A 23,830-nucleotide genomic window follows, 5' to 3' on the forward strand; every position below is an offset into this window, starting at 1 on the left:
AGAGAGGACGGGGGAAGATGGATATCATTTGGCGGATCGCCGAAGAGAAAATTCGCGAGTCGATTAAAAATGGAGAATTTGCGAATTTGCCTGGGTTTGGCAAGCCGATGGAATTAGAGGATTTGTCGCATATTCCGGAAGACCTGCGCATCGGCTATTTAATGTTGAAAAACGCCGGCTATGTGTCCGAAGAAGCTGATTTGAAAAAAGAGTTGATGAGTATAGAAGATTTAATTCGCTGTTGCGAGGATGAGAGTGAAAAAGAAAAGTTACAGAAAAAGCTAAATGAAAAGCTGCTACGTCTTCATATGCTCATGAAAAAAAGAAAATCAAGTAATTCAGTAGCGTTGAGAGATTATCAAGAAAGAATAAATAAAAAATTCAGATGATTATATTTAAAAAATGGAAAAAAGAGTGTATGATAAGAAAACTTACTGTTTGGGCAGTAAGTTCTTTTTATTAGCATGAAAAATGGGGGAGATTTATGGAGAGTGTAATTGAACAAATTCCATCATTAAGTGGGTTCACGGACATAAAAGAGCTTCACAAAGGATTTTCTGATGAACGAAAATTTATTGTTTCGCTTCAAAATGGAAAGCAGTTACTTTTGCGTATAGCAGGCATTGAAAAATACGAAGCAAAGAAAGAGGAATTCAGCGTTCTGCAAAATTTAAAGCTATATAATGTTAAGTATTCCGAACCGTTAGAGTTAGGCGTTATGGAAGATGTGAATGTATGTTATATGGTGCTTCATTTCCTAGAAGGAGAAGATGCGGAACAGTTACTTCCTGTATACACGGAAGAGGAGCAGTACCGAATTGGTTTAGAAGCTGGAAAAGAATTGAGAAAAATGCATATGTACTCTGCTCCGCTGCATATGGTAAGTTGGCATTTACGACAACTTGAGAAGTGTCAACGATATGTTGATGTTTATAAGCAATGTGGCATTTCCATCAAGAACGATGAGCAAATCATTGATTTTCTAGAGGAGAATTATCAATATATGGAACATCGCCCGAACGTGTTTCAGCACGATGATTTTCATCCAAGCAATCTCATTGTAAAAGATAAACAGTATGTCGGAGCTATTGATTTTCAACGCTATGACTGGGGAGATCCATATTTTGAATTTCGAAAAATCGCTTTGTTTAGCAGAGGAGTCAGTATTCCGTTTTCCATTGGGCAAATTCATGGATATTTTGGTGTAGGAAACATCTCTGAGGAGTTTTGGCGTTTATATTCTTTATATACGGCAATGGATATTTTTTCGACAGTCGTCTGGACATTAAAAGTTGCACCGCATACCTTCGATAAAATGCTAGATAGGCTGTACTTGATTCTCGAAGATCATGATTATTTTAAGAGAATAACTCCATTTTGGTATCGTGCTTAGAAAGCCTCGCAATATGTTATCGTTTTTTCACAATTTCCCACATTTCTTTGATAATTTTTCCGCACTCTCTTTGTATGATGACATCGTAAGCAGCAAAAGCTTATAGTAAAAGGAGTGTGTGTATCAATGAAGAAAAAATGGATTCCAGTGGCACTTGCAACGATGATTACGATCCCAACGGCGGCATTTGCCGCGGAAACGGGGGCGAAGGAAAACGCTCAAGTTCCGGAGAAAGTCGAGAAATTTGTAGAAGCGACACCAATATTAACAGCGCATGGAAAAAAGTGACTTCGTTTTTAACAGGAAGTGAGGCTTATACAGAACGGATTAAGGATTTGTTGTATTTAACTAAATTGGACTATTCACTGTCAAACATAGCGAAAATAATGCCATTGTGCGAATTTGGAATGACGGACCGCCGATTGAAGAATATTTACTGAATCAAGTGTTTAACAAGTTTCAAACTGGTCAAAAAGGCAAGTTTGGGTTAGGATTAGCCATCGTTCAACGAATTGCTGAGCTTCATAAGGCAAAGGTGTGGGCGGAAAACGAAAACGGTGGAGTGGCTTTTTATGTGCAATTTAAGGCGTAAACCATTTTGATAACAGATAGAAAAAGGAGAAGGATATGAAAAACTTTTATCCAATTATGGTAGATTTATATGGAAGGTGTGTCGTTGTAATCGGTGGCGGGAAAGTGGCAGAACGCAAGGTGAAGGGATTGCAGGAAGCGAGGGCAAACATTACGGTTATAGTGCCGTAAGCGGAAAATCGGGAATTGGGAAGAAGCTTTTTCTAAGTTATTAAAGCAGGTTTTAGGAGATTCATAAAATTCAGCTATTTCTTATAAAGAAATCTCCCGACTGGAAATGGAATGTGGGCGGGAGTTTCTTGTTTTTAACAAATAAACGCTATTAGGACAGACCGTTACGGTATTGAAAAATGAATTAGTATGAAAGCGATTCATGAACTTGATAGATTCAATGAAAAAGCAGATCCATCATCAAGGAAGCGGATCTGCTTAAGTATTTTAGTTAGCCTTTTCCCATTTATACGTCCAAAAATACTCGGTTTTTAGCCATGTAAATGCATCTCCGCCACGTTTCGCCGCGCCTTGCATGAGTCCTTCTGTTTGTGAACGGTGCGCTTTAATAGAGGCGAGCTTTTTGTCAATCACGGCACTTACGTCGCGGATAATGTCCGGTTGGCCGATTTCTTGTTCGCAGTTTTTAGAAAAGGCAACGCAGTGCACGGTCGGACGCTTTTCAAGCGGAAGGCGTTCGACGGCGCGAATGACAGCGGCTCCGCATGCGTCATGGTCGGGATGAACGCTGTAACCTGGATAAAACGTAATAATAAGCGAAGGATTCGTCTCCGCAATAATCGCCCCAATGCGATCTGCAAGCATTTCCTCATCTTCAAATTCAATCGTTTTGTCGCGGAACCCTAACAAGCGCAAATCTTTAATGCCAATTACTTTGCATGCTTCTTCCAATTCATTTTTACGAATGAGCGGCAATGTTTCTCGATTGGCAAACGGAGGTTTGCCCATGTTTCGTCCCATTTCTCCTAAAGTGAGGCAGGCGTACGTAATCGGTGTTCCGTTTTCTGCATGCAAGATGAGTGTTCCTGAAACGCCAAACGCTTCATCGTCGGGGTGAGGAAAAACGACTAATATATGTCTTTCCATATTCAACGTCCTTTCTTCATGAATTAAAACGGCTCACGGCTCAACTGCAAGGCAACAGCGAGTTTTCCTTCATAATCGTGGCCTGCTAAAAGCAGCTGTCCTTTTTCATTTAAGATCCAATCTGTTAATCCTTCTGCATATACCCAGCCTAAATCGAGCTTTAAACCGACACGATAAGGGCCTTCTCCGACAATTTTTCCACGGCTAAAACGAATACGTCCGTTACGGATATAAGCTCCTGCTGAGAAAAATCCTTCATTATGGTGGGAAGCATAAGCACCGTTAGTTGTTTCAAGATGAAGATAGACATCTTGATTCGCAAAGCGATTTAAAGCGTGTTGTACTTCTTCAACGTTAATTGGCTGCAAAGCAAAACTCCTCCCGAAAATCTGTTTTTTGTCTATTGTACCTCAAATGATTGTTTTGAAGAAAACATTTCGTTTTGGCATAACGCTTTGCGTACTAAGTTCATTTTCTTATAATGAAAGATAGAAGTGAGCGAAAAAGTGCATCCTCTTTGTTTAAAAACTTGCACCTAAATCAATGTAAAGAGGGTGGTTATGATGGCTTTTTACGGCGAAGGTGTGACGTTTTTAAACTTTGATGGAACATATTTTTCGCAAAAACAACTCTTTCATTTTCCGCATGAATGGCTTGATTTTACTGATCTTTCACAGACGAACTTGTATTGTCATCCAGAATCTTTAGCTGAGATTCAACAACGGTTAAATGAACATAAAAACAAAGGTATTACATTAATTGGTAGCGGTAACTACCATTATGTGTCTTATTTGCTTCTCCAAGAAATAGATGAGCCGTTTACATTGGTATTATTTGACCATCATACTGACTTAGGAAATGAGGAAGAGTCTCTCATTTCTTGTGGGTGTTGGGTATCTTACGCTTTAGAACATATTCCTTTTTTAGAGCGGGTGGTTATGATTGGCCCATCATCTGCGCAAATTCATCCTCGTTATTCTTCAAAACTCACAATCTTTTCAAATGAACACTCTCCGAAACTTATTTTATCCAATATTCAAACGAACGCTGTGTATATTAGCATTGATAAAGATGTCCTTTGCCGTGACGATGCATTGACCAACTGGGAGCAGGGGACGATGAGACTAGCAGATCTCTTACAGTATGTAAAATATATATTAGATTCCAAGAAAGTAATCGGACTTGACATATGTGGTGAATATCCGCAAGCTTCAGTGAATTTGTTTGACCCGATTTGTAGAGAAGCCCTTCTGAAAAATCAATATGCGAACAGACAGATCATTGAAACTTGCTTACAATCTAGCAAACGTTTTGTTCATCGCCCACGTTTTGCATAGTCTGCAAAATTGGAATTTTTTCATTAGTCGAATTTTCTTTGGAAACATTGACGTTCGTCCATCCGGTTATTACAATCTATGAATATGAAAATGATATAAGACTATGTAACCTTGTATAAGTTCAAGAATATGGCTTGAACGTTTCTACCGAGCTACCGTAAATAGCTTGACTACAAGGGAACGAGGGTATAGGTGTATACATGCGTATATATCTATGCGTTTTTTCCTTTGTTTAACAAGCTTCAGCAGGTCGGTGGAACTTTGCTGAAGCTTTTTTATTTTGAATATTTCAATGGAGGACATAAACGATGAAGGCTTTTTTTCAATTTAACGAACGAAACACGTCATTTAAGCAAGAGACATTAGCAGGGATTACAACGTTTTTATCGATGGCCTATATTTTAGTTGTTAATCCGCTTGTTCTTAGCCAATCCGGGATGGACAAAGGAGCAGTATTTACAGCAACAGCTGTTTCAGCCATCATCGGTTCACTGCTCATTGGTCTTCTAGCAAACTACCCAATCGGCATTGCTCCAAGCATGGGGTTAAATTCATTTTTTACATATTCTGTTGTCATCGGCATGGGCATTCCATGGCAAACGGCGTTGACGGGCGTCCTTGTCTCGGGCGTGCTTTTCATTGTTCTCAGCTTATTAAAAATTCGCGAAAAAATTATTAATATCATACCGCAAGATTTAAAATATGCGATTGCTGGTGGAATCGGGTTTTTTGTGGCGTTTATCGGTTTAAAAAATGCGGGAATTATTCATGCAAATGAGGCGACATTTGTCTCCATCGGCAATTTAAAGTCAGCTCCAACGCTGCTAGCGATTTTTGGATTTATTGTGACAGTCATTTTTCTTATTCGCGGTGTTCGCGGCGGCATTTTTTACGGGATGGTTATCTCCACTGTTGTCGGTATTTTGTTTGGCATCATTGATAGGCCAACTGGCATTGTCGGCAGTATTCCAAGTTTGAAGCCGACATTCGGCGCTGCTTTCAATCATGTATCTGATGTGTTTTCACCTGATTTATTAACGGTCATCTTCACATTTTTGTTTGTTGCTTTTTTTGATACGGCTGGAACATTAATTGCCGTAGCAAGTCAAGCAGGAATTATGAAAGGAAACGAGATTCCTAACGCTGGACGAGCGTTATTGGCAGATTCTTCAGCTTCTGTCATTGGTGCCATTCTAGGAACATCAACGACAGCATCATTCATTGAATCATCAGCAGGGATTGCAGCAGGGGGCCGAACAGGCTTTACGTCTGTTGTTATTGCCGGCTGTTTTACCTTAGCACTCTTTTTTGCACCAGTGCTATCCATCGTTACTCCGGAAGTAACAGCGCCAGCGTTAATTATTGTGGGGGCGATGATGGCAACAGAAATTAGCAAAATTAATTGGCGTAAATTTGATATTGTCATTCCTTCGTTTGTGACCATTATTATGATGCCGCTCACGTTTAGTGTAGCAACCGGAATTGCACTCGGATTTATTTTATATCCAATTACAATGATTGCATTAAATAAGGCGAAAGAAGTTCATCCTATTATGTACGGATTATTTGTAACGTTTATTGCTTATTTCGCCTATGTCGCATAAAATGTGATAAGCCCGGCTTTCTTTTAGGAGAAAGTCGGGCTTATTTTTCATATTTGAATAAGAAGGATTGTCCGTTTCGGTAAAAGCGCGGGTCGTAGATACTAAGTTTTTTATTGTCATCGACAATGACAACAAATGGTGCCCATTCGTACAACGTTTTGGCTTCAGGCCATTTTTTAAACAGCGTGTCTAAATCAGCATTTTCGTTTGAATGTAATGTATATTTCTGCTCTGCTTTTCCGAATAATAAGTCGCATCTTCTTTGACATCTCGCGTTTGTCAATGGCTCCGTATAAAATGAGACCAAAAAGAGTATATGTAATCGTATCCATGTAGTTCTCCATTTAATAGATCATTCGATATGTTTTTTCGTTCGAGATGGGCTCGATATCTGTCGTTTCCAGTTTTGTCACTTTGGCAAAAGGAGGGCCTTCGCTTATTTTTTCGATAAATGATAGGACCGCTTCTTCTTCCCCTTGTACTTCTAATTCCACTGTTCCGTTATCATTATTTTTTACCCAGCCGGTTAGTTGATGTTTTAGTGCTTCGTAGTGTGCATAGTAACGAAAGCCAACCCCTTGAACGCGACCGTGAACGATGACGTGCAACCGCCTCATATCAGTTTTCCTCCTTGCATTTCTTTGAGAAAAATCATACAACAGTCCAGGCTTTTTGGCATACGTTGAATATGTGAAGCTTACTTGTATTATACGGAGGGAAACCCATGCACCATTATCATGAAGACATAGAGGAGTATGCCCAAAAAGCAGTGATGTATGATTTATTAGCCTGTTATTACAAGTATACAGATCCAAATAAATATATGATGCATTATCAAAAGCATTATGAATATATGAAAAAACTAGCCGCTGCTGAGCAGGTTCGCCAGCAGGAAGAAACGGCAAATCTGGCAATGGTTCGCATATTCCATGCTTCGTCTAATGCGCCGGCAGTCGATGTGTATGTAAATGGGCAAAAAGTATTGCAGGAGCTAAAATATAAGCAAATAAGCCAATATTTAAAGGTTCCAACAGGACAATATCGCATTGACATTTATCCATCAGGGCGGACCACTTCCCCAGTATTGAGTGAAATGGTCTATATTTTGCCAAGTTTGCGCTATACGATTGCTGGGATTGGTAATGCGAACAATTTGCAGTTACTTCCATTTTTTGATAATCCATATGTATCATATGGAGAAACAAAAGTGCGCCTTGTGCATTTATCACCTAATGCGCCAGCTGTGGATATTGCGGTGAAAGGCGGCAATGTATTATTTAAAAATGTGCGTTATAAAGAAGTTTCTGATTATGTGAAAGTTTCTACTAACCAAAAATTCAGCTTAGAGGTGCGTATTGCTGGAACAGACAATGTCGTGTTAACAGTGCCAAACGTACGTTTAGGTTCGAATAAGTCATACACGATTGTGACAACAGAGGATGCTAAGGACACGTTTTCATTAGAAGTGATATTAATTGAGGAATAATGGAAAAAAATAGGCTGACCTAAAAGCAAATGTCAGACCCCGCAACACAATATATAGTACATATATAATACTAGATATTGTGGAATGTGCGTGAGGGCAGACATTTATGGGTCAGCCCGTTTTTGTATTGTTGGGATACTAATTTATTCACACGCTCGTACAGCACTTCTTGAAGAAGGGGATGGTAGCCTAAATAGTTGCATAAAATAAATTGCTTGTCAGATGTAGAAAGATTTTTTAGCTTTTTTTTTAATTTTTCCATTAACACACCAGTAAACAGCAAGTACGGAACGACAAAAATTTTCTTGTACTCAGAGTGGAGGGCGCGATGCAGTCCTTCTTCCAATGAAGGATGGGCGGCCGCAAGAAAACAGATCTCCACGCGTGAAAGGCGCATTTTTTCTTGAAGAAGGTAGGCGATTTTTTGTAAATCCCTTTTTATATCTGGATCACTGCTGCCGCGTCCGACAAGAAGCACTGTTGCATCGTCAGCAAACGGAACGGATTGTTCAGCAATTCGTTCTATTAAAATTTGCACCATTTTTTCATGTACTCCGAATGGGTCGCCTATGACAATATCAATATGAGGGTAGCGCTGTTTGGCTTTTGCGACTTCTTCAGGAATATCGTGTTTTACATGTCCCGCTGCTAAAAGCAAAACAGGGATTACGGCGATACTGGTTGCTCCTTTGTTTACACATGTGTCGATTCCTTTCGCAATATCCGGTTCGGCCAGTTCAATAAAGCTTATTTCTTGAATAGGGATATCAATATTTGTTTTGCAGCGATCTATAAAAGCAGCGGCTTCCTGACAAGCTTTTATGATGCGGCTGCCATGACAAACATAAAGAATTGCCTGCATTGTTCACCTCGTTAAAATGCTTCGTTGACAAATGGTTGTTGTGTTAGGGCGATTTGTTCAAACCATTGGATTTTCTGACGTAACGCGACTACTTCTCCGATAATAATCATGCTTGGATTTTCGATTCGGTGTCGCTTGACAACTTCAACAATCGTTTCAAGCGTAGCGGTGACGGTCTTTTGTTCCGTTAATGTTCCCCACTGTATAACTGCTGCCGGAGTTGTTGGTGCTTTACCATGTTTCAGCAATTGTTCACGAATGTATGGAAGATTGCTGATTCCCATATAAATTGCCAGTGTATCGATTCCTTTAGCAAGGTTTTCCCATTTTACATCCTCATTGCTTCCTTTTTGCTTATGGCCAGTAATAAAGGCCACGCTTGAGCTGAAATCGCGATGGGTAACAGGGATGCCGGCGTAAGCGGCAGCAGCGATGCCTGATGTAATGCCGGGAACAATTTCAAATTCAATATTATGCTTGGCGAGGGCTTCTGCTTCTTCGCCTCCTCTGCCGAATACGAACGGATCGCCGCCTTTTAAGCGAACAACGGTTTTTCCTTTTTTCGCATGGCGAATTAAAAAATGATTAATGGTCTCCTGTTGCATCGTATGGTACCCTGGCAGTTTGCCGCAGAAAATGAGCTCGGCTTCTTGCTTTGCATATTTCAACAGTTCGTTATTAATGAGGCGATCGTATAAAATAACATCCGCTTCTTGTATGCATTTTAATCCTTTAACAGTAATCAATTCCGGATCGCCAGGACCAGCTCCAACTAAATACACTTTGCCCATCTTCTTTCAGCCCTTTCTTTATTTTATGATCCAGAGCGAGGTTCGACGTAAATGACAAAACCGCCGCCATGGCGAATAGGTTTTTTCTCATGAAGGGAAATATCAATGATATCAGGAATTTTCAAAAAATGTTTTTCAAGTTCAACTTCCACAAGTCGAAATGCTTGTTCATCATCTTTAGCAGCGATGACGACATAAATGATGTCGTCATGCGCTGTCACTTCAAAGCGATACAGATTCACGAGTGTCCCCCTTATACAACGGTTTCGTTTTGTTTATTTAAAATACTGTCTAATGCCGTTTGGAGTGGCTCTAATCCAACACGGTTAACATAGTCGAAAAACGTTTCGCCCGGTAGTTTCGTTTCTTTGAAATAAGTCAAAAGTTGTGCTAACACTTCTGGCAGTTGCTGTGCGTCGACTTTTCCTTTTAATTTATCATTAAATTTTCCGCCGTTGCGTAACGTACCACCTACGTAAATTTCAAATGCTTCAACCATACCTTTATCTTTCGTCTTCATCTTAATGCCTTGCAGACCGATATCGGCAATTTGCCGCTGACCGCATGAATTCGGACAGCCGACCATATGGATTCGGACTGGCACATCAATTTCTAGATGGTCATCGAGATATTCGGCAATGCGACGCATCCGTTCTTTTGTTTCTACAAGCGCCAAGTTGCAATATTCGATACCTGTACAAGAGACCGAATAACCGATAAATGATTTTGGTTTGATGGTAATTCGCTCAAATACTTTTTCTTGCAAGACAGCGTCAACATGTTCGTTAGGAATGTTTGGAATAATTAAATTTTGTGAATTACATAAGCGGACTTCACCGTTGCCATATTGTTTGGCAACTCTAGCAATCTCAAACACTTCATCGGCATGCAAGCGCCCGACCGGAACGTTAAAGCCGATATAATTCAGCCCTTTTTGCTTCTGTGGATGAACGCCGTAAAAGTAACCGGCATTCCAGCCCTTTTGTACGTCTTCACCTTTTGATGGCAGTGGGCCAGTTAACTCTAGTAGCTTTTCTTTAAATTTTTCGATTCCCCAGTCGGCAACCAGAAACTTTAAGCGAGCACGATGTCGTTTTTCGCGATAACCATAATCGCGGAAAATCGTTGTCACGGCAATGGCGACATCTTTTACTTGCTCTGGTTTGACGAATACATCTAAAGTTTGCGCGAGATATGGCGCGGAGGATAATCCACCGCCAACTTTTACATGAAAACCGAGCGTTTCTTTACCATCGATGATTTTTTTCGCTGGAGTGAAGGAGATACAATGAATTTCCGCGTTTACTGTGTTATAGACGTTTCCACTAATGGACATTTTATATTTGCGCGGCAAGTTTGAGAAATCTTCATTACGTTGGAAAAACTCGTATACTTCTCGAACGATTTTCGTTGTGTCGACCAGCTCATGAGGATCGATTCCTGCAAGCGGGTTGCCGACAATATTGCGGGTGATGTCACCACAGGCTCCAGCTGTAGATAAACCGACACGCGTCAATCGTTCAAAAATATCAGGAAGCTGTTCGATGCGAAGCCAATGAAACTGCACCGCCTGACGAGTAGTAATGTCAAAAACATTACGACCATAATCGCGTGCAATTCCTGCTAATGTTTCCAACTGTTCATTATTTAAAATGCCGGAAGGGATACAAACACGCATCATGAAGTAGCCAGCTTCTTTTGGTTTTTGTAAATAAAGCCCTGCCCATTTAAACAAATCCCATTCCTCTTGAGGAATCGAAGCAAAACCGTGTTTTGCATAGTAAGGAATATCTTCGAAAATTTTCAACCCATCTTTTTTTAGCTTTTTTAATTCTGTTTTGTTTAAGTTTGGATTGTTCGCCCATGTTTTTTCATACGCCATTTACGATTTCCTCCTTAATAAAATTTCGAGAATGCAAGTACGCAATGACTTGATTGACACATTCTTCAACCGAGTAAAGATGTGTTTCAATTATCAGCTCTGGCGACACCGGTTCTTCATATGGTGAATCGATGCCGGTAAAGTCGCGAATTTCCCCGTTTCTCGCTTTTTTGTAAAGTCCTTTTGGATCGCGTTTTTCACATTCGTCAAGCGGGCATTTAACGTAAATTTCGATAAACTCATCATTTTCTACGAGTTGGCGAACAAGCTGGCGATCTTGAGTAAAAGGGGAAATAAACGCTGTTAATACGAATTGCCCGCTATCAACAAATAATTTGGCAACTTCTCCGATACGGCGAATGTTTTCGGTACGATCTTCAGCGGAAAAGCCTAAGTCTTTGTTTAAACCGTGCCGAATATTGTCGCCATCTAAGACATAATTTTGGATCCCTAGTTCAAATAGCCTTTTGGAAACAGCATTAGCAATGGTTGATTTACCTGAACCGGAAAGGCCGGTAAACCATAAAATGCAGCTATGATGACCATTTTGTTGGCGGCGCTGTTCTTTGGTAATCGTAGTGTGGTGCCATGTAAGATTTTTACTCAATCCTTCTTCCTCCTTAATTGCTTGAAATGGAGAGTGCTTTTTGTTTCATACCTTTAATTAAGACTTGCACGACTTCAGGGCGGCTGAACGTGCTCGGTGGAACCTCGCCGTTTCGCAGCATTTCCCGCACCTTTGTGCCAGATAGTACGACATGATATTTCTGGTCATGCGGGCACGTTTTTGTCGACGCCATTCCTTCACATTTCGTGCAGTAAAAGCTATGTTCAAAGAAAAGAGGGGTAATTCCAAGTTCTTCTTGTGTAAAATTCAAGAAAATTTTTTGCGCATCGTACGTTCCGTAATAGTTGCCGACACCGGCATGGTCACGGCCAACAATAAAATGAGTGCAGCCAAAGTTTTTGCGTACAATTGCATGGAAAATGGCTTCACGCGGACCGGCATAGCGCATCGCTGCTTGAAACACTCCGAGAAAAACGCGGTCTTTTGGATAATAGTTTTCTAACAATACTTGATAGCTTTCCATACGAATGTCTGCTGGAATGTCGTCTTCTTTTGTTTCGCCGACTAAAGGGTTTAAAAATAAGCCATCAACAATTTCAAGTGCACATTTTTGAATATATTCATGAGCGCGGTGGACGGGATTTCTTGTTTGGAAGCCGACAACGCTATTCCATCCTCGTTCGGCAAAAAGTTTTCTCGTTTCAGCTGGGTCAAAGTAAAATGGAGCGAAACGACCTTTATCAGTGCGTTTTACTAGAGTAATTGGCCCGCCGACATATAGATTTGGCTTGGTAAATAGCTTTTTGACACCAGGGTGACTTAAGTCATCTGTTTGGTAGACGAGGAGAGCTTCCTTGGTTTTATCTGGTTCGTATATTTCTTGAATGTCAAGAACTCCGTAAACTTCCCCAGCATGAACAAGTTTGACTGTTTCACCAATCGCTAACTGTGACGCTTTTTCTTTAGTCACTGCTAGTGTAATTGGAATGCTCCAAACAGTACCATTTTCTAGGCGCATTGTTTCGACAACAGATTCGTAGTCTTCTTTTCCTAAGAAGCCGGTTAGCGGGCTGTATCCTCCAATTCCAATGAGTTCGAGGTCGCTTAGTTCTGCTTTGCTTAATTCAATTTCTTTTTCAATTTGCGAGATTGGATAATCAGGGTTCCAACGGTTTATTAAACTTCCGCCATGAGGTATGCTTAAGCTCATCAATAAAACCTCCTTGTATAAGTATGTAATTCATATTGTTTAACTGTGTTTTATAGCTAAATACCGCCGCCGTTTTCATGCAAAGAGCGTTTATCTTCCGTAATTGTTTTTTTGAGGCTTAAGGTACCGATTGTAGCCAGACAGACGCTAATAATGGCAATGACGGTATAAATATCGCTATCTAGCAGCCATTTCACTAGACTGTAAGAAATGACAAGAGAAAAAACAGGTGAGACAAGCCAAACTTTTAAAAGCTGAATGACAATTCGTTTTTGCCAAACGTAAAAGCCGCTTTTCGCTGTGCCAATACCGATAATGGCTGAAGTGGTAATTTGTGTTAATGGTACAGGAAGACCGAAAATCGACGAGAGAATGACAAGAAGTGCTCCAGTGCCCGAAATGGCACATCCTTCAAACGGAGAAAATCGTGTAATCTTTTTTCCGTTTGTTTCAAGCACTCGATGTCCTAACAATAATGCTCCGAAGGCGACAAACAGGCCACCAATGATCGTTCCTTTTGTCACGGAAATGAGCCCGGCGCCGACAAGAGGGCCGACAGCGTTAGCTACGTTATTCATTCCGGCGGAGAAGGCTTCAAAAAATCCAGCGACAATAAGAGCAATCATAAATGTTTTTTGCCATACTCCTTGTTCGATGTAAGGGTATTTTTCTTTCATAAGCAAAAACCATTTGCCAATAAAATAAGTACATGTAAATGCAATGATTGGAATGATAATCCAAATGGATACGATGAAAAGTAGTTTTTGAATATATAAAGTTTGATAGGCGACGCCTACACCGACAACAGCCCCCACGGTTATTTCGCTTGTTGAAAGCGGAATTCCCATGATATTCGCAGCAAATAGAGAAATAGCTGCTGCAGCTAAAATAATGATGACCATTTTTACTGTTAAAATCGATGAAGGGATAATTCCTGAGCTGATGGTTTTTACGACTTCGCCACCAGCAAGGCTGCCTAAGAAGATACCAATCGCACAGAGTAATAAGGCGATAGGCTTCTTTTTAATCGCACCGGATCCATAAGCGACGCCCATTGTTGCTGCTGCACCGCTTCCGCCAATGTTCATCGCAAAAAATAGGGAAATGATAAAAGCGGTTGTCACTAGCATGAACGCCACTCCTTTTATGATTCATGAAGGCCGCATTCCGTTTTCGCATGTCCTGACCATCGCCCAGAACGTAAATTATTCAAGTCATAAGCAGGAGCAGTGCATGGTTCGCAACCGATACTTGGATATCCCATATCGTGAAGTTTGTTGTATGGCAGGTTATGCTGATGAACATATCGCCAAATATCTTGCCATGTCCAATAAATCAGCGGGCAAATTTTAATGGATTGAAATTTATGATCTTGATTGATATATTCTGTATTTGCCCGCGTTGGTGATTGTTCCCGGCGCAGACCGGAAATCCAGGCTGATATGCCGGTCAGCACTTCACGAAGCGGGATAATTTTACGTAGTTCACAACATTTATTCGGATGTATTTTCCATAATTCATCGCCAAAAAGCGCTGCTTGTTCCTGAAGTGAGAGAGCCGGAGATTTCATGATGATACGCAGCGAAGGATACCTTTCTTTTACTTTTTCAATGGTTTCATATGTTTCCTGAAAATGCAGATCGGTATCGAGAAAGATAATTTCTGCATCCGGCTTTACTTTAGAAATTAAGTCGATTAAAACAATTCCTTCCACCCCGAAACTACAGGCATAGACGATATCATTTTTATAATGATCATATGCCCATTTCAGCACATCAAGGGCACCTTTTGTTTCGTTATTATTTGAAAAAGACGGTTTTTCTTGCTCCCAGTTGGCATAAGTAAGCAAATGTTTTCCCCCTCCTTGTTTTCGAACAAAGAAAAAGGCAGGGGCTAATCCATAAGCGTCCGACCTCACGTGCATTTCACAATATATAGTTCATTATCAATATGATGTCCTATATATTGTGTTGTGGGGCCTGACACTTTGCTTTTGGGTCAGCCTCCGCCTCTAGTTTGTCTAGTCAGCGTGCTTATTTTAATCTTAATTTCTCGTTTTTCTCCAACTGAATCACTTTTCCATCTTGAACAACAAGTGTAATCGAGCCAAATTTCATAGAATCGAGCATTTCTTTAATTTTTGTAAAGACTCCTTCAAGCTGCTGTTCGCCGTTTCCCACAACAGTCCCCCCTTTTATGAATTCAAATAAAAACTTTCCATTTCGGAAAGACTGAAGAGGTAACGTATTTTACCTTATCTCCCAAAATGGTTCACATTTTGCTGGATTTAGCACCTTACTCCTTACAAGCAGGTTGCCGGGGTTCACAGGGCCAAGTCCCTCCGCCGCTCTTGATAAGTATAATTGTCTAAAATTTTACCATAATTCTAACAAATGTCAATCCTAGTTTTTCGATAGGAATAATTTTTATTGGAAATATTAAGTTACATTTTACATATATTTAAACTTTTATAACCATCTTTAGTGTTATACTGAACTTAGAAAATTTTGTTGATTTTTGGAGATTTGTAGTGGTGACTATTGAAAATAAAACAATTAAATCAACTCATTTTTGCTGTGCTATTACTGGAGCTTATTTTTGCTTGTTTCGAATTTTTTATATTTGATGAATGGAAACGCTACTACTTAAAAAAGTATTTAGCTAGTTTAGTTGAAAACCATGTCAAGCAGCGGATAGCGATTTTATTTATTGATTTAGATCGCTTTAAAGTGATTAATGATACACAAGGCCACATGTTTGGAGACATATTATTGGAAAAAGTAACAGAACGTTTGAAAAATTGAATTGGGTACAAATCGTTTAGTTGGCGTTGAAGCATTAATTCGTTGGGACAATAAAGAGCTAGGGTCTGTCTCTCCGACAGATTTTATTCCGATTGCCGAGGAATTAGGACTTATTATTCCAAAACGAATTGGAGAAATTGTATATGGCACAAGCTTTTTCAAATGAAACATAAAGAAAGAGGCTGACTCAAGCGTCTGACCTCACGCAAAATCCACGATATATATTATAGTTGTGGGGTCTGACACTTTGCTTTTCGGTCAGCCTCCTATTTTTGCTGAAGTTCCATTTTCATAAATTTACGCGTATTCGGACCGTAAATCCCATCGTCTTTTAAAGCAGCATACATCGATTGAAACCTTCTAACAGCATTTTCTGTCTTTTTACCGTAAATGCCATCAATATCTTTCGGGTCGAAGTTTAGGTGTTTTAAAGCGCGCTGCACCATTTTCACATCTTCTCCTGTGTCTCCTCTTTTTAAAACTTTGTTTGGAAGTGGAAATTCTTCATTGTACAGTTTACTTTTCACTACTTCTGTTAGTTTCGTTAATGTTTCTCTTCCTACTAATCCGTCGATGTGCAATCCATATTGTTTTTGAAATGCCATGACCGCTCTTTCCGTTTCTTCCCCAAAAATTCCGTCCGCTCCATATTTCGGAAGTGGAAACCCGGCGCGAATTAAATCTTCTTGTACTTCTTTGACGAAAGGTCCTCTGTCTCCTATTTTTAAAGGTAGACGCAAGAAGGTGCTTGGCACTTGAGAAGCTCGATTTTTCAGAGATTGTGAAGACTCAAGCATTCTACTTACATCAGAAATAAAACCATCCCATGTAATACCGTACAAGCGAAAAGCATCAAGTGGGTCCGTCCGTCGTTCTGGATCGAGTGTCCTGTGAGAAACGATATGTTTTGAAGGGTCGAGATTAAACTTTTGACAGAGGTAAGCATGATACCAAACGTAACGATTATATGCTTCCGTAAAGTTAATATTCCCTCCGTAACAAAGTTCAACTCCGATAGCAGCATCATTTGCATCTGCCCCAAACATTCGATTATCAGTTGGTTTGCTATATAAGACATGCCAAGCTTTTTCATCTAAAGGAATAATCTCAAGAATGTAACGATCATCAATAAACGTATGTGCGGACGCGTAAGGCTGATGATTATTAAAATAGTTGCGGTTTGCGTAGGCAGTAGAGCCAGGATTTCCCGTTGAATGGCTAACAATAAATTTTACCTCTTTCAGCTTTTCACCAGAACGAGCATTTCCAAAGCTGATATAGTCCCTTGTAATTTCGTATGCCATGCGTTTCTCCTTCCCTACATCATTTTATGTTTTTCATCATATGTGAAGCAGAAAAAAATGTTAAAATGTTCTCGTTTAAAACTAGGAAAACAAAGGATTTTATATATTTTTCTACTTTATATAATTGCTTTAAAGAGTGTAAAAGTTATCCTTAAAAATTCGATGTAGTTAAGTATCTAGAAGTATACAAAGCAAAGGAGCATCTATAGATGAGGTTAATCATGATCGATGAGTACAACGATAAAACGATGCAACTGGCAAGACCCATTTATGATCGTCATCGCCGCGTTTTGTTAGCGGCAGGCCGGACGATTCATCCAAAATATTTAGAACGTTTGCGACAAATGGATATTAAATATTTGTTTGTTGACGATTTAATTTCAGAAGGAATTACGATGGAAGAATTAATGGATATGCCATCATGGATGGACGCTACCGAAATTGTCCAAAAAGCGTTTGAAGACGTAAAAGCAAACAAGCCGCTAAATATTCGAGAGATGCAAAAACTTGTTGTGAGATTAGTAGATGAAGTAAGCAGACGCAAAATACTTATCATTATTCCGTCCACTTCTTTGTCTGTTGAGCTTCGGCCTTATGCTCATGCCGTGAATGTCGCGCTTTTGTCGTTGCAGATAGGAAAAAAACTACGACTCAATAGTTTACAAATGCGCGACTTAGCAATGGGAGCATTATTACATGATATTGGAAAGGCAGTGAAAGGGGACGAACACCATGCGCTAAAAGGTTTCGAATATTTGCGGAGAAACAGGGAAATCAGTCTGTTGTCTGCTCACGTTGCATACCAGCATCACGAAACATTTAACGGGGAAGGGGCTCCGAGAAAAATTCGGCATAAAGAGATTCACCAATATGCGCAAATTTGCGGAATTGCGAACCGGTTTGAAAATCTCATTTCTGAAGAAGGTGTTCCGCCGCACGAAGCGATGGAAGCATTGATGGCAAAAAGCAATATTGATTTTGCGCAGGAATTAGTCCACCTTTTCATTAATACAATTCCTTCTTATCCGCCGGGTACAAAAGTGAAAATGAGCGATGGCAGGGAAGCCATCGTAACGAAAATTATGAACCATATGCAGCGGCCATACATTCGCTACTTATCAACGAATGAGGAAATTTCACTGACAGAGAAACCGAATTTGCTTATTATTAGCGTTATTCATGATAAGAATAAAGAATGAGGCTGACCTTAAAGCAAAGTGTCAGTCCCCATAACCATACTATATATCTGTGGATGGTGCGTGGGGACAGACACTTAGAGGTCAGCCTATTTTTATCCCGTTCTAATCGTCCGTAAGACTCCCACCTCTACAGGTGGGAGATAACGGACGCTAAGAACCCGATAAGTTCAACTAACATCAGTGGGGGATGAAGAAAACCCCCGCTGATGAAGTTGAACTTTATTTTTTGCGCAAATTTCCTAATTCTTCGGCAATTGCTTGCATTTCACTCGGGCTGAACGATGTTTTTTTCATGACCATATCGTAAATGTCCTTTAAGTCATCATACAAATTTTCATCAAAATGAGACGGTTTGATGGCATCGAAGTTTAATACTTTGAGTTTTTCTTTTATTTTTTCGATCATGTATTCAACATTTTCCATTGATTTTTTTGTTAAATCCAATGTATTCATTCCTTTCGTATGTAATTATTCACATTGTAGCATATATGACGTATATTTTTCTTAACTTTTTCCATTATCGAATTTTGTTTATAATGTGTTAGTAAGTAGAGGAAGGAGTTGTCAGGAAAATGGTGAAAGTGTTGTTCGTTTGCTTAGGGAATATTTGTCGTTCACCAATGGCGGAAGCGATTTTTCGCGATTTAGTGAAGAAGGAAGGGCTCGAAGATAAAATTATAATTGATTCAGCAGGTACAGGGGATTGGCATATTGGCAAGCCGCCGCATTATGGAACACAACAAATTTTAATGAAAAATAATATTAGTTTTGAGGGGATTCGTGCTCGGAAAGTTGTTAAAGAGGACTTGGAATCGTTTGATTATATTATTGCTATGGATGTTGAGAATTTAGGAAATTTACGGCGTTTGGCCGGATACAATAAAGTCGGCTTTATCGGTCGGCTTCTTGATTTTGTGCCGGATAGTGATGTTGCGGATGTGCCTGACCCTTACTATACAGGTAATTTTGACGAAGTGTATGAGCTGATTCAAAAAGGGTGTAAAAACTTGCTGGAAACGATTAAAAAAGAGCATCATTTATAAACAACATAGTGAAAAGAGGGGGAATAAATGGCTGGGAAAAGTAATAAGTTATGGAAAGGAATAATGATTGGCGCAGCCATTGGAGCGGCTATGTCTCTTCTTGATCAAGAAACAAGAAAAATGTTACGTGCTAAAAACAAGTTGGAGTATTTCTTAAAAGATCTAGTCAATATGGCTGAAAATGTTAACCAACACGTACACAAATGCCGACAATCGCTGGAGCAGTTGTCTGAGGATATTTCTTTCATCGCGGAAAAAATAAAAGAAATAAACGAAAAAACGCCTGAAGTGATCGGATTTGTTAAAGAAACATTTATGCGGCGAAAGGATGATGATTCTCAACTGTAATTGGAGGGAGAAGTATGACAATCGATCTCTCTTTTGTTCGGGAACTGGTGAATCGTTTTCAAAAAGATGAGATTTCTCGTTTATCGGCAGAATTGGCGTATTTTTTTCTTCTGTCCCTTTTTCCATTTTTAATTTTCTTATTTACGTTGCTTGCCTATTTACCCATTCCGCATGAAGATGTATTGTTGCTTATGCGTGAATATGCGCCCAAAGAGGTGTTTCACTTAATTGAAACAAACGTACATACCATGATGGAGCATCAAAATGGAAAACTATTGTCATTTGGTATTATCGCAACGATTTGGTCGGCCTCCAATGGAATTAATGCGATTGTCCGTGCTTTTAACCGTGCTTATAATGTGAAGGAAGATCGTTCCTTTATTGTGGCAAGAGGAATGTCGGTTTTATTAACGTTTGCGATGATGTCCGTCATTGTTGTTGCGATTGTACTTCCAGTTTTCGGACGAGCGATTGGCAGTTTTTTGTTTTCGGCATTTGGCTTTTCCAATGAGTTTTTGGCCGTTTGGAATACATTCAGATGGGTAGTCAGTTCCGTTATTTTGTTTCTTGTTTTTACCGCTTTATATTATTTTGCTCCCAATAAGCATTTGCGTATAAGGCATGTAACAAGTGGCGCGTTGTTTGCAACGATTGGTTGGATGGTTGTTTCACTTGCTTTTTCTTATTATGTGGAGAATCTGGCTAATTACACAGTGATGTATGGAAGTCTTGGCGGCATTATTGTATTGATGGTTTGGTTTTATTTATCAGGGATGATTATTGTGTTAGGTGGGGAAATGAACGCGATTTTTGATTGTCGCCGCGAGGGAAAAATGTACGAACGTTAAACCCACAAACTTCCTCTCATGAATAAAAAGAAACAAGAGATATTAAATGCTGTAAGGCGGTTGCCTTCATTCAATCATGAGGGGGATTCTACATGACTAAGCAAACAAAAAAAGATGGCGGGACTAAACAAAAAGGAAAGAATAAACCGAAACATAAAACAAGCGGAAGTGCTAACGGACAAAACGGTTATCACTAAAACTAAAAAGAAAGAAATAGGACTTGGGAAACTCTCCAAGTCCTATCTTTATGATTATAAGATTGACAACCATTTATTATTCAACGATTTCTTCATAATGGTAATATGTTTGGTTGTAAATGTGTTCAATTTCTGCGTCTGTCATATAAAGAAGTTCGTTTTTGTTAATTCCTTTCATTTTCTCGATAAAATCAATCATATTTTTCCGTTCCGCTCTGCTCATCCATCATCGCTCCTTTAATCTGTTTTAAAACAGTATTTTTTATTTATTAGTATTATATAACAGTTCAAAAAAACGGTCAATGTATTTTCTGAAAATTAGGTAAAAAATAAAAAGCCTGTTCATCACTTTAAAGCGATCTCAGGCTTTGTACATATGAACAAGGATGTTGCAATCGTTAAGAGCATAAAACTCATGACAATAAAAAAGCTTTCCCCTTGCCAATATTGAATGACCCAACCGCTGATGAAGGGGCCAGCAATGCTTCCGACACTATAAAGAATTCCGCACAGTAAATTTCCAGCAGGAAGCAAATGTTTAGGGAGAAGGTCAGCTGTGTATGACATGCCTAATGAAAATAAAGAACCAACAAACATGCCGGCAACAAAAAAGCAAACAAAAAGACCGATAAACGATTGAGAAAGCATGCTGGCTGTTATAAAGCTAATACAACCGATTAATAGCGCAAACAGAAGAACGATTTTTCGTCCCCAACGGTCGCTTAATAAACCAAGAGGCAGCTGAAAGACAATGCCGCCGATGGCAAAGGCAGGCAAAATAACAGAAACCTGTTGTACAGGAATATTCTCACGAAGGGCGAAAATCGGGAAGCTTCCGTTGACGGCTGCTTCTAAAAAGCCATAGGCAAACGGTAATAAAAGAGCAACCCAAGCGTATTTCCAGGCTTGCGCAAATCGTTTGAACGTAGCAAAAAAACTTTCGTGTTCATCAGTGGTATTTGGATATTCATTTTTTAACAAAAATAATGTCAGCCAACCAAGTAAGCTGAGAAAAGATGAAACGATAAACGGAAGTGACTGGTGCACTTCAACAAGCGGCGTCAACAGTGGCCCAATCGCGAAACCGATGCCGAAAAATAAACCATACAACGACAGATTACGGCCACGCCGATGAGGTGGTGAAAAGTCTGTAATCCACGTTTGTGTTGCAAAATGCAGCATATGATCGCCAATGCCAATCAAAAGCCGCAAGAAAAACCAGAACATAAACGAGTGCCAAAGTGGAAATGAAGCTAATGAGAGTAGTACAATAAAGCCACCGAACATAATAATGGGTTTGTATCCATATTTTCTAAGCGGTTTTTCCATAAACGGAGAAATAAGCAGCACGCCAATGTATAAAGCAGTCGCATGAATTCCATTTAGTGACGAAGAAAACCCGTTTTTCTCAAGGATAATTGAAATAAGCGGTAACAGCAAACCTTGCGATAAACCGGAGATGGCAACGATACTTACTAAAATCCAAAAGCGCATGTTGTTCATTTTCATAAAAATAACCCCATCTGAAAAAAGTCATACTGAATAAAATAGTACAATATATTTTTTGTTAATGACAAGAAAAATGAGGTGATACAAAATGGAATTTAAAATGAAGGAAGTGGGCTTTAAAACGCAATTGGAATATGGAGAATTGCATGTTGCAGGAGATGAAACATACGGTTTCCGGCCGTATCAATTGCTTGTGTCAGCCGTTGCCGTCTGCAGTGGTGGAGTGTTGCGCAAAATTTTAGAGAAAAAACGTTTAGAAATCGAAGATATAACGGTAAAGGCAGATGTTACAAGAAACGAAAAAGAGGCTAACCGTATCGAGAAAATTCATCTCCATTTTATCATTAAAGGAAAAAATCTAGATCGAGAAAAAGTTGCTAAATCGCTTGAAGTCACGCGGAAAAATTGTTCGATGGTCCGTTCTGTAGAAGGAAGTATTGAAGTGACAGAATCATTTGAACTCATTTAACTCCCCTTCGTTCTTCTGTCCTTGAGGGAATATTTGTCTATTTTATATTGATATTAGACATAAAAAGAGAGAAAATGTTCATGATAGAGTAAGAAAATAACATTACATATGAAAGGCTGGGAATGTATGCTTAATAAGCTGTTTGCTTTAATGGTGTTCGCCGGTGTGCCGCTGTCCATTGCCGGTAGTGTTTTGCACTGGCCTTCCATTCTTATGTTTGTGATTTATTGCTTAACGATTATTGCGTTAGCAAGTTATATGGGAAGAGCGACCGAGAGCTTAGCGATTGTAGCGGGACCGCGAATTGGAGGTTTGCTAAATGCAACGTTTGGAAACGCGGTTGAATTGATTATTTCGATTTTTGCCTTAAAAGCGGGATTAGTCGAAGTTGTGTTAGCTTCATTAACAGGTTCAGTGCTAGGGAATTTACTGTTAGTCGCAGGGTTGTCCTTTTTTGTCGGTGGTCTGAAATATAAACGTCAAGAATTCAATGTATATGATGCTCGCCACAACGCCGGTTTATTAACATTTGCCATCTTAGTCGCATTTGTCATACCGGAAGTTTTCTCAGTGACCATGTCTGAAACGAAAACATTATCGCTCAGCGTCGGCATTTCTGTTATTATGATTACCCTTTACTTAGCAGCGTTATATTTTAAGCTTGTTACACATCGTGGAGTTTATCAGCATAAATCAGATGAAGTAGAAGAACATGAGGAACCAGAGTGGTCAAAAGGGAAGTCCATTGCGATTTTGGCGCTTGCCACTGCTGCGGTTGCTTATGTATCTGAAAATTTGGTACATACATTTGAGGCGGTCGCTGAGTCATTTGGCTGGAGCGAACTGTTTATCGGGGTTATCATTGTTGCAATTGTCGGTAATGCCGCAGAACATGCTTCAGCAATTATCATGGCCTATAAAAATAAAATGAATGTTGCTGTTGAAATTGCGATTGGCTCGACATTGCAAATTGCGATGTTTGTAGCACCTGTCCTTGTGCTTGTTTCGTTGCTTTTCCCTGTGCAAATGCCGTTAGTTTTTTCTTTGCCTGAATTAATTGCGATGGCAACAGCTGTTCTCCTTACCATTGTTCTTTCAAATGATGGAGACACAAACTGGTTTGAAGGGGCAACGATGTTAGCAGCTTACATTATTATGGGAATAGGTTTTTATTTATTATAAGCGTTTTATAAAAAAGGGGGCTGACCCATGAGTTGAGTGTCTCACCTCACGCACAATCCATCATATATAGTGTTCTTATCCAGTGTTATGCACTATACATGATGG

The 23,830-nt window shown here is 39.6% G+C and carries 32 protein-coding genes, 2 pseudogenes and 2 riboswitches; of the genes and pseudogenes, 16 read left to right on the plus strand and 18 right to left on the minus strand.

Going from position 1 to position 23,830, the window contains the following annotated elements; translation table 11 throughout:
* The first annotated feature begins 17 nt into the window (after nucleotides 1-17).
* The 5 genes from HNQ85_RS13695 (at nucleotide 18) to HNQ85_RS13715 (ending at nucleotide 2,155) form a co-directional block, all read left to right on the plus strand.
* On the plus strand, nucleotides 18-389 hold the full coding sequence (locus HNQ85_RS13695) for a DnaJ family domain-containing protein (RefSeq protein WP_181538287.1): 372 nt from the start codon (nucleotides 18-20) through the stop codon (nucleotides 387-389).
* Between the two features lie 95 nt (nucleotides 390-484).
* Entirely contained in the window at nucleotides 485-1,393 is a 909-nt protein-coding gene (locus HNQ85_RS13700; protein ID WP_181538288.1) for an aminoglycoside phosphotransferase family protein, read from the plus strand.
* 126 nt (nucleotides 1,394-1,519) lie between these two features.
* Nucleotides 1,520-1,681, plus strand: coding sequence for a hypothetical protein (locus tag HNQ85_RS13705; protein ID WP_181538289.1), 162 nt, complete (start codon nucleotides 1,520-1,522; stop codon nucleotides 1,679-1,681).
* A 64-nt stretch (nucleotides 1,682-1,745) separates the two neighbouring features.
* A complete protein-coding gene (locus HNQ85_RS13710) occupies nucleotides 1,746-1,985 on the plus strand; it encodes a sensor histidine kinase (RefSeq protein WP_343046531.1) in 240 nt (79 codons plus the stop codon).
* Between the two features lie 35 nt (nucleotides 1,986-2,020).
* Complete coding sequence (locus tag HNQ85_RS13715) at nucleotides 2,021-2,155, plus strand: NAD(P)-dependent oxidoreductase (protein WP_181538291.1); 135 nt, start codon at nucleotides 2,021-2,023, stop codon at nucleotides 2,153-2,155.
* A gap of 267 nt (nucleotides 2,156-2,422) precedes the next feature.
* Here HNQ85_RS13715 and bshB2 read toward each other — a convergent pair whose 3' ends face one another.
* Both bshB2 and HNQ85_RS13725 read right to left on the minus strand, forming a co-directional pair.
* A complete protein-coding gene (bshB2, locus tag HNQ85_RS13720) occupies nucleotides 2,423-3,082 on the minus strand; it encodes a bacillithiol biosynthesis deacetylase BshB2 (protein WP_409994137.1) in 660 nt (219 codons plus the stop codon).
* Nucleotides 3,083-3,105: 23 nt separating this feature from the next.
* Nucleotides 3,106-3,450 (minus strand): YojF family protein, encoded by a 345-nt coding sequence (locus HNQ85_RS13725; protein WP_181538293.1) that lies wholly within the window; start codon nucleotides 3,448-3,450, stop codon nucleotides 3,106-3,108.
* 195 nt (nucleotides 3,451-3,645) lie between these two features.
* Between HNQ85_RS13725 and HNQ85_RS13730 the strand changes: the two genes are divergently transcribed.
* Nucleotides 3,646-4,419: an arginase family protein gene (locus HNQ85_RS13730; protein WP_181538401.1), complete on the plus strand. Its 774-nt coding sequence runs from the start codon at nucleotides 3,646-3,648 to the stop codon at nucleotides 4,417-4,419.
* A gap of 91 nt (nucleotides 4,420-4,510) precedes the next feature.
* Nucleotides 4,511-4,612, plus strand: a riboswitch (purine riboswitch).
* 115 nt (nucleotides 4,613-4,727) lie between these two features.
* Nucleotides 4,728-6,023 (plus strand): NCS2 family permease, encoded by a 1,296-nt coding sequence (locus tag HNQ85_RS13735; RefSeq protein ID WP_181538294.1) that lies wholly within the window; start codon nucleotides 4,728-4,730, stop codon nucleotides 6,021-6,023.
* A gap of 40 nt (nucleotides 6,024-6,063) precedes the next feature.
* Here HNQ85_RS13735 and HNQ85_RS13740 read toward each other — a convergent pair.
* Nucleotides 6,064-6,270: pseudogene (locus HNQ85_RS13740) on the minus strand (metal-dependent hydrolase); the annotation flags it as partial.
* Nucleotides 6,271-6,367: 97 nt separating this feature from the next.
* Nucleotides 6,368-6,640 (minus strand): acylphosphatase, encoded by a 273-nt coding sequence (locus tag HNQ85_RS13745; protein WP_181538295.1) that lies wholly within the window; start codon nucleotides 6,638-6,640, stop codon nucleotides 6,368-6,370.
* A gap of 107 nt (nucleotides 6,641-6,747) precedes the next feature.
* Here HNQ85_RS13745 and HNQ85_RS13750 point away from each other — a divergent pair, with 107 nt between their 5' ends.
* Nucleotides 6,748-7,509, plus strand: a complete 762-nt coding sequence (locus tag HNQ85_RS13750; protein WP_181538296.1) for a DUF4397 domain-containing protein — start codon at nucleotides 6,748-6,750, stop codon at nucleotides 7,507-7,509.
* Nucleotides 7,510-7,579: 70 nt separating this feature from the next.
* Here HNQ85_RS13750 and HNQ85_RS13755 read toward each other — a convergent pair whose 3' ends face one another.
* The 9 genes from HNQ85_RS13755 to HNQ85_RS13795 form a co-directional block, all read right to left on the minus strand.
* Nucleotides 7,580-8,371: a sirohydrochlorin chelatase gene (locus HNQ85_RS13755; protein WP_181538297.1), complete on the minus strand. Its 792-nt coding sequence runs from the start codon at nucleotides 8,369-8,371 to the stop codon at nucleotides 7,580-7,582.
* An 11-nt stretch (nucleotides 8,372-8,382) separates the two neighbouring features.
* Complete coding sequence (gene cobA, locus HNQ85_RS13760; protein WP_181538298.1) at nucleotides 8,383-9,162, minus strand: uroporphyrinogen-III C-methyltransferase; 780 nt, start codon at nucleotides 9,160-9,162, stop codon at nucleotides 8,383-8,385.
* Between the two features lie 23 nt (nucleotides 9,163-9,185).
* Complete coding sequence (locus HNQ85_RS13765; protein ID WP_181538299.1) at nucleotides 9,186-9,404, minus strand: DUF3906 family protein; 219 nt, start codon at nucleotides 9,402-9,404, stop codon at nucleotides 9,186-9,188.
* A gap of 11 nt (nucleotides 9,405-9,415) precedes the next feature.
* Nucleotides 9,416-11,044: a nitrite/sulfite reductase gene (locus HNQ85_RS13770; RefSeq protein WP_181538300.1), complete on the minus strand. Its 1,629-nt coding sequence runs from the start codon at nucleotides 11,042-11,044 to the stop codon at nucleotides 9,416-9,418.
* Entirely contained in the window at nucleotides 11,034-11,651 is a 618-nt protein-coding gene (gene cysC, locus HNQ85_RS13775; RefSeq protein WP_181538301.1) for an adenylyl-sulfate kinase, read from the minus strand. The genes HNQ85_RS13770 and cysC overlap by 11 nt, the downstream gene beginning before the upstream one ends.
* 13 nt (nucleotides 11,652-11,664) lie before the next feature.
* Complete coding sequence (sat, locus tag HNQ85_RS13780) at nucleotides 11,665-12,822, minus strand: sulfate adenylyltransferase (protein ID WP_181538302.1); 1,158 nt, start codon at nucleotides 12,820-12,822, stop codon at nucleotides 11,665-11,667.
* Between the two features lie 56 nt (nucleotides 12,823-12,878).
* Entirely contained in the window at nucleotides 12,879-13,952 is a 1,074-nt protein-coding gene (locus HNQ85_RS13785; protein ID WP_181538303.1) for an inorganic phosphate transporter, read from the minus strand.
* A gap of 14 nt (nucleotides 13,953-13,966) precedes the next feature.
* Complete coding sequence (locus tag HNQ85_RS13790) at nucleotides 13,967-14,671, minus strand: phosphoadenylyl-sulfate reductase (RefSeq protein WP_181538304.1); 705 nt, start codon at nucleotides 14,669-14,671, stop codon at nucleotides 13,967-13,969.
* 184 nt (nucleotides 14,672-14,855) lie between these two features.
* Entirely contained in the window at nucleotides 14,856-15,002 is a 147-nt protein-coding gene (locus HNQ85_RS13795) for a DUF2292 domain-containing protein (RefSeq protein ID WP_181538305.1), read from the minus strand.
* A gap of 71 nt (nucleotides 15,003-15,073) precedes the next feature.
* Nucleotides 15,074-15,182: riboswitch (SAM riboswitch) on the minus strand.
* Nucleotides 15,183-15,362: 180 nt separating this feature from the next.
* On the opposite strand from HNQ85_RS13795, the gene HNQ85_RS17875 reads away from it, so the two are divergent.
* A complete protein-coding gene (locus HNQ85_RS17875; protein ID WP_181538306.1) occupies nucleotides 15,363-15,626 on the plus strand; it encodes a diguanylate cyclase domain-containing protein in 264 nt (87 codons plus the stop codon).
* Between the two features lies 1 nt (nucleotide 15,627).
* Complete coding sequence (locus HNQ85_RS17880; protein ID WP_220129238.1) at nucleotides 15,628-15,792, plus strand: EAL domain-containing protein; 165 nt, start codon at nucleotides 15,628-15,630, stop codon at nucleotides 15,790-15,792.
* A gap of 100 nt (nucleotides 15,793-15,892) precedes the next feature.
* On the opposite strand, the gene HNQ85_RS17680 is transcribed toward HNQ85_RS17880, so the two are convergent.
* Nucleotides 15,893-16,423, minus strand: coding sequence for a peptidoglycan-binding domain-containing protein (locus tag HNQ85_RS17680; protein WP_246326885.1), 531 nt, complete (start codon nucleotides 16,421-16,423; stop codon nucleotides 15,893-15,895).
* Nucleotides 16,412-16,930: pseudogene (locus HNQ85_RS17685) on the minus strand (peptidoglycan recognition protein family protein); the annotation flags it as partial. The gene HNQ85_RS17680 and the pseudogene HNQ85_RS17685, both read right to left, overlap by 12 nt.
* A gap of 209 nt (nucleotides 16,931-17,139) precedes the next feature.
* Between HNQ85_RS17685 and HNQ85_RS13815 the strand changes: the two are divergent.
* Nucleotides 17,140-18,129, plus strand: a complete 990-nt coding sequence (locus HNQ85_RS13815) for an HD-GYP domain-containing protein (RefSeq protein ID WP_181538308.1) — start codon at nucleotides 17,140-17,142, stop codon at nucleotides 18,127-18,129.
* 219 nt (nucleotides 18,130-18,348) lie between these two features.
* Here HNQ85_RS13815 and HNQ85_RS13820 read toward each other — a convergent pair whose 3' ends face one another.
* Nucleotides 18,349-18,573: a DUF1128 domain-containing protein gene (locus HNQ85_RS13820; protein ID WP_181538309.1), complete on the minus strand. Its 225-nt coding sequence runs from the start codon at nucleotides 18,571-18,573 to the stop codon at nucleotides 18,349-18,351.
* 128 nt (nucleotides 18,574-18,701) lie between these two features.
* Between HNQ85_RS13820 and HNQ85_RS13825 the strand changes: the two genes are divergently transcribed.
* The 3 genes from HNQ85_RS13825 to HNQ85_RS13835 are packed head-to-tail and all read left to right on the plus strand — an operon-like array spanning nucleotide 18,702 to nucleotide 20,368.
* Nucleotides 18,702-19,172 (plus strand): low molecular weight protein-tyrosine-phosphatase, encoded by a 471-nt coding sequence (locus HNQ85_RS13825; protein WP_181538310.1) that lies wholly within the window; start codon nucleotides 18,702-18,704, stop codon nucleotides 19,170-19,172.
* Between the two features lie 27 nt (nucleotides 19,173-19,199).
* Nucleotides 19,200-19,520 (plus strand): YtxH domain-containing protein, encoded by a 321-nt coding sequence (locus HNQ85_RS13830; protein WP_181538311.1) that lies wholly within the window; start codon nucleotides 19,200-19,202, stop codon nucleotides 19,518-19,520.
* 14 nt (nucleotides 19,521-19,534) lie between these two features.
* A complete protein-coding gene (locus HNQ85_RS13835) occupies nucleotides 19,535-20,368 on the plus strand; it encodes a YihY/virulence factor BrkB family protein (RefSeq protein ID WP_181538312.1) in 834 nt (277 codons plus the stop codon).
* A 273-nt stretch (nucleotides 20,369-20,641) separates the two neighbouring features.
* Here HNQ85_RS13835 and HNQ85_RS13840 read toward each other — a convergent pair whose 3' ends face one another.
* Nucleotides 20,642-20,788 carry a BH0509 family protein gene (locus tag HNQ85_RS13840; protein ID WP_181538313.1) on the minus strand — a complete coding sequence of 49 codons (147 nt, stop codon included), beginning with the start codon at nucleotides 20,786-20,788 and terminating at the stop codon, nucleotides 20,642-20,644.
* A gap of 122 nt (nucleotides 20,789-20,910) precedes the next feature.
* Nucleotides 20,911-22,074, minus strand: a complete 1,164-nt coding sequence (locus HNQ85_RS13845; RefSeq protein ID WP_246326877.1) for an MFS transporter — start codon at nucleotides 22,072-22,074, stop codon at nucleotides 20,911-20,913.
* Between the two features lie 88 nt (nucleotides 22,075-22,162).
* Between HNQ85_RS13845 and HNQ85_RS13850 the strand changes: the two genes are divergently transcribed.
* Nucleotides 22,163-22,543, plus strand: coding sequence for an OsmC family protein (locus HNQ85_RS13850; protein WP_181538314.1), 381 nt, complete (start codon nucleotides 22,163-22,165; stop codon nucleotides 22,541-22,543).
* 126 nt (nucleotides 22,544-22,669) lie between these two features.
* Nucleotides 22,670-23,725: a calcium/proton exchanger gene (gene cax / locus HNQ85_RS13855; RefSeq protein WP_181538315.1), complete on the plus strand. Its 1,056-nt coding sequence runs from the start codon at nucleotides 22,670-22,672 to the stop codon at nucleotides 23,723-23,725.
* Nucleotides 23,726-23,830 lie beyond the last annotated feature (105 nt).

The organism is [Anoxybacillus] calidus (assembly GCF_013760845.1).
Classification (GTDB): Bacteria; Bacillota; Bacilli; order Bacillales; family Anoxybacillaceae; genus Paranoxybacillus; species Paranoxybacillus calidus.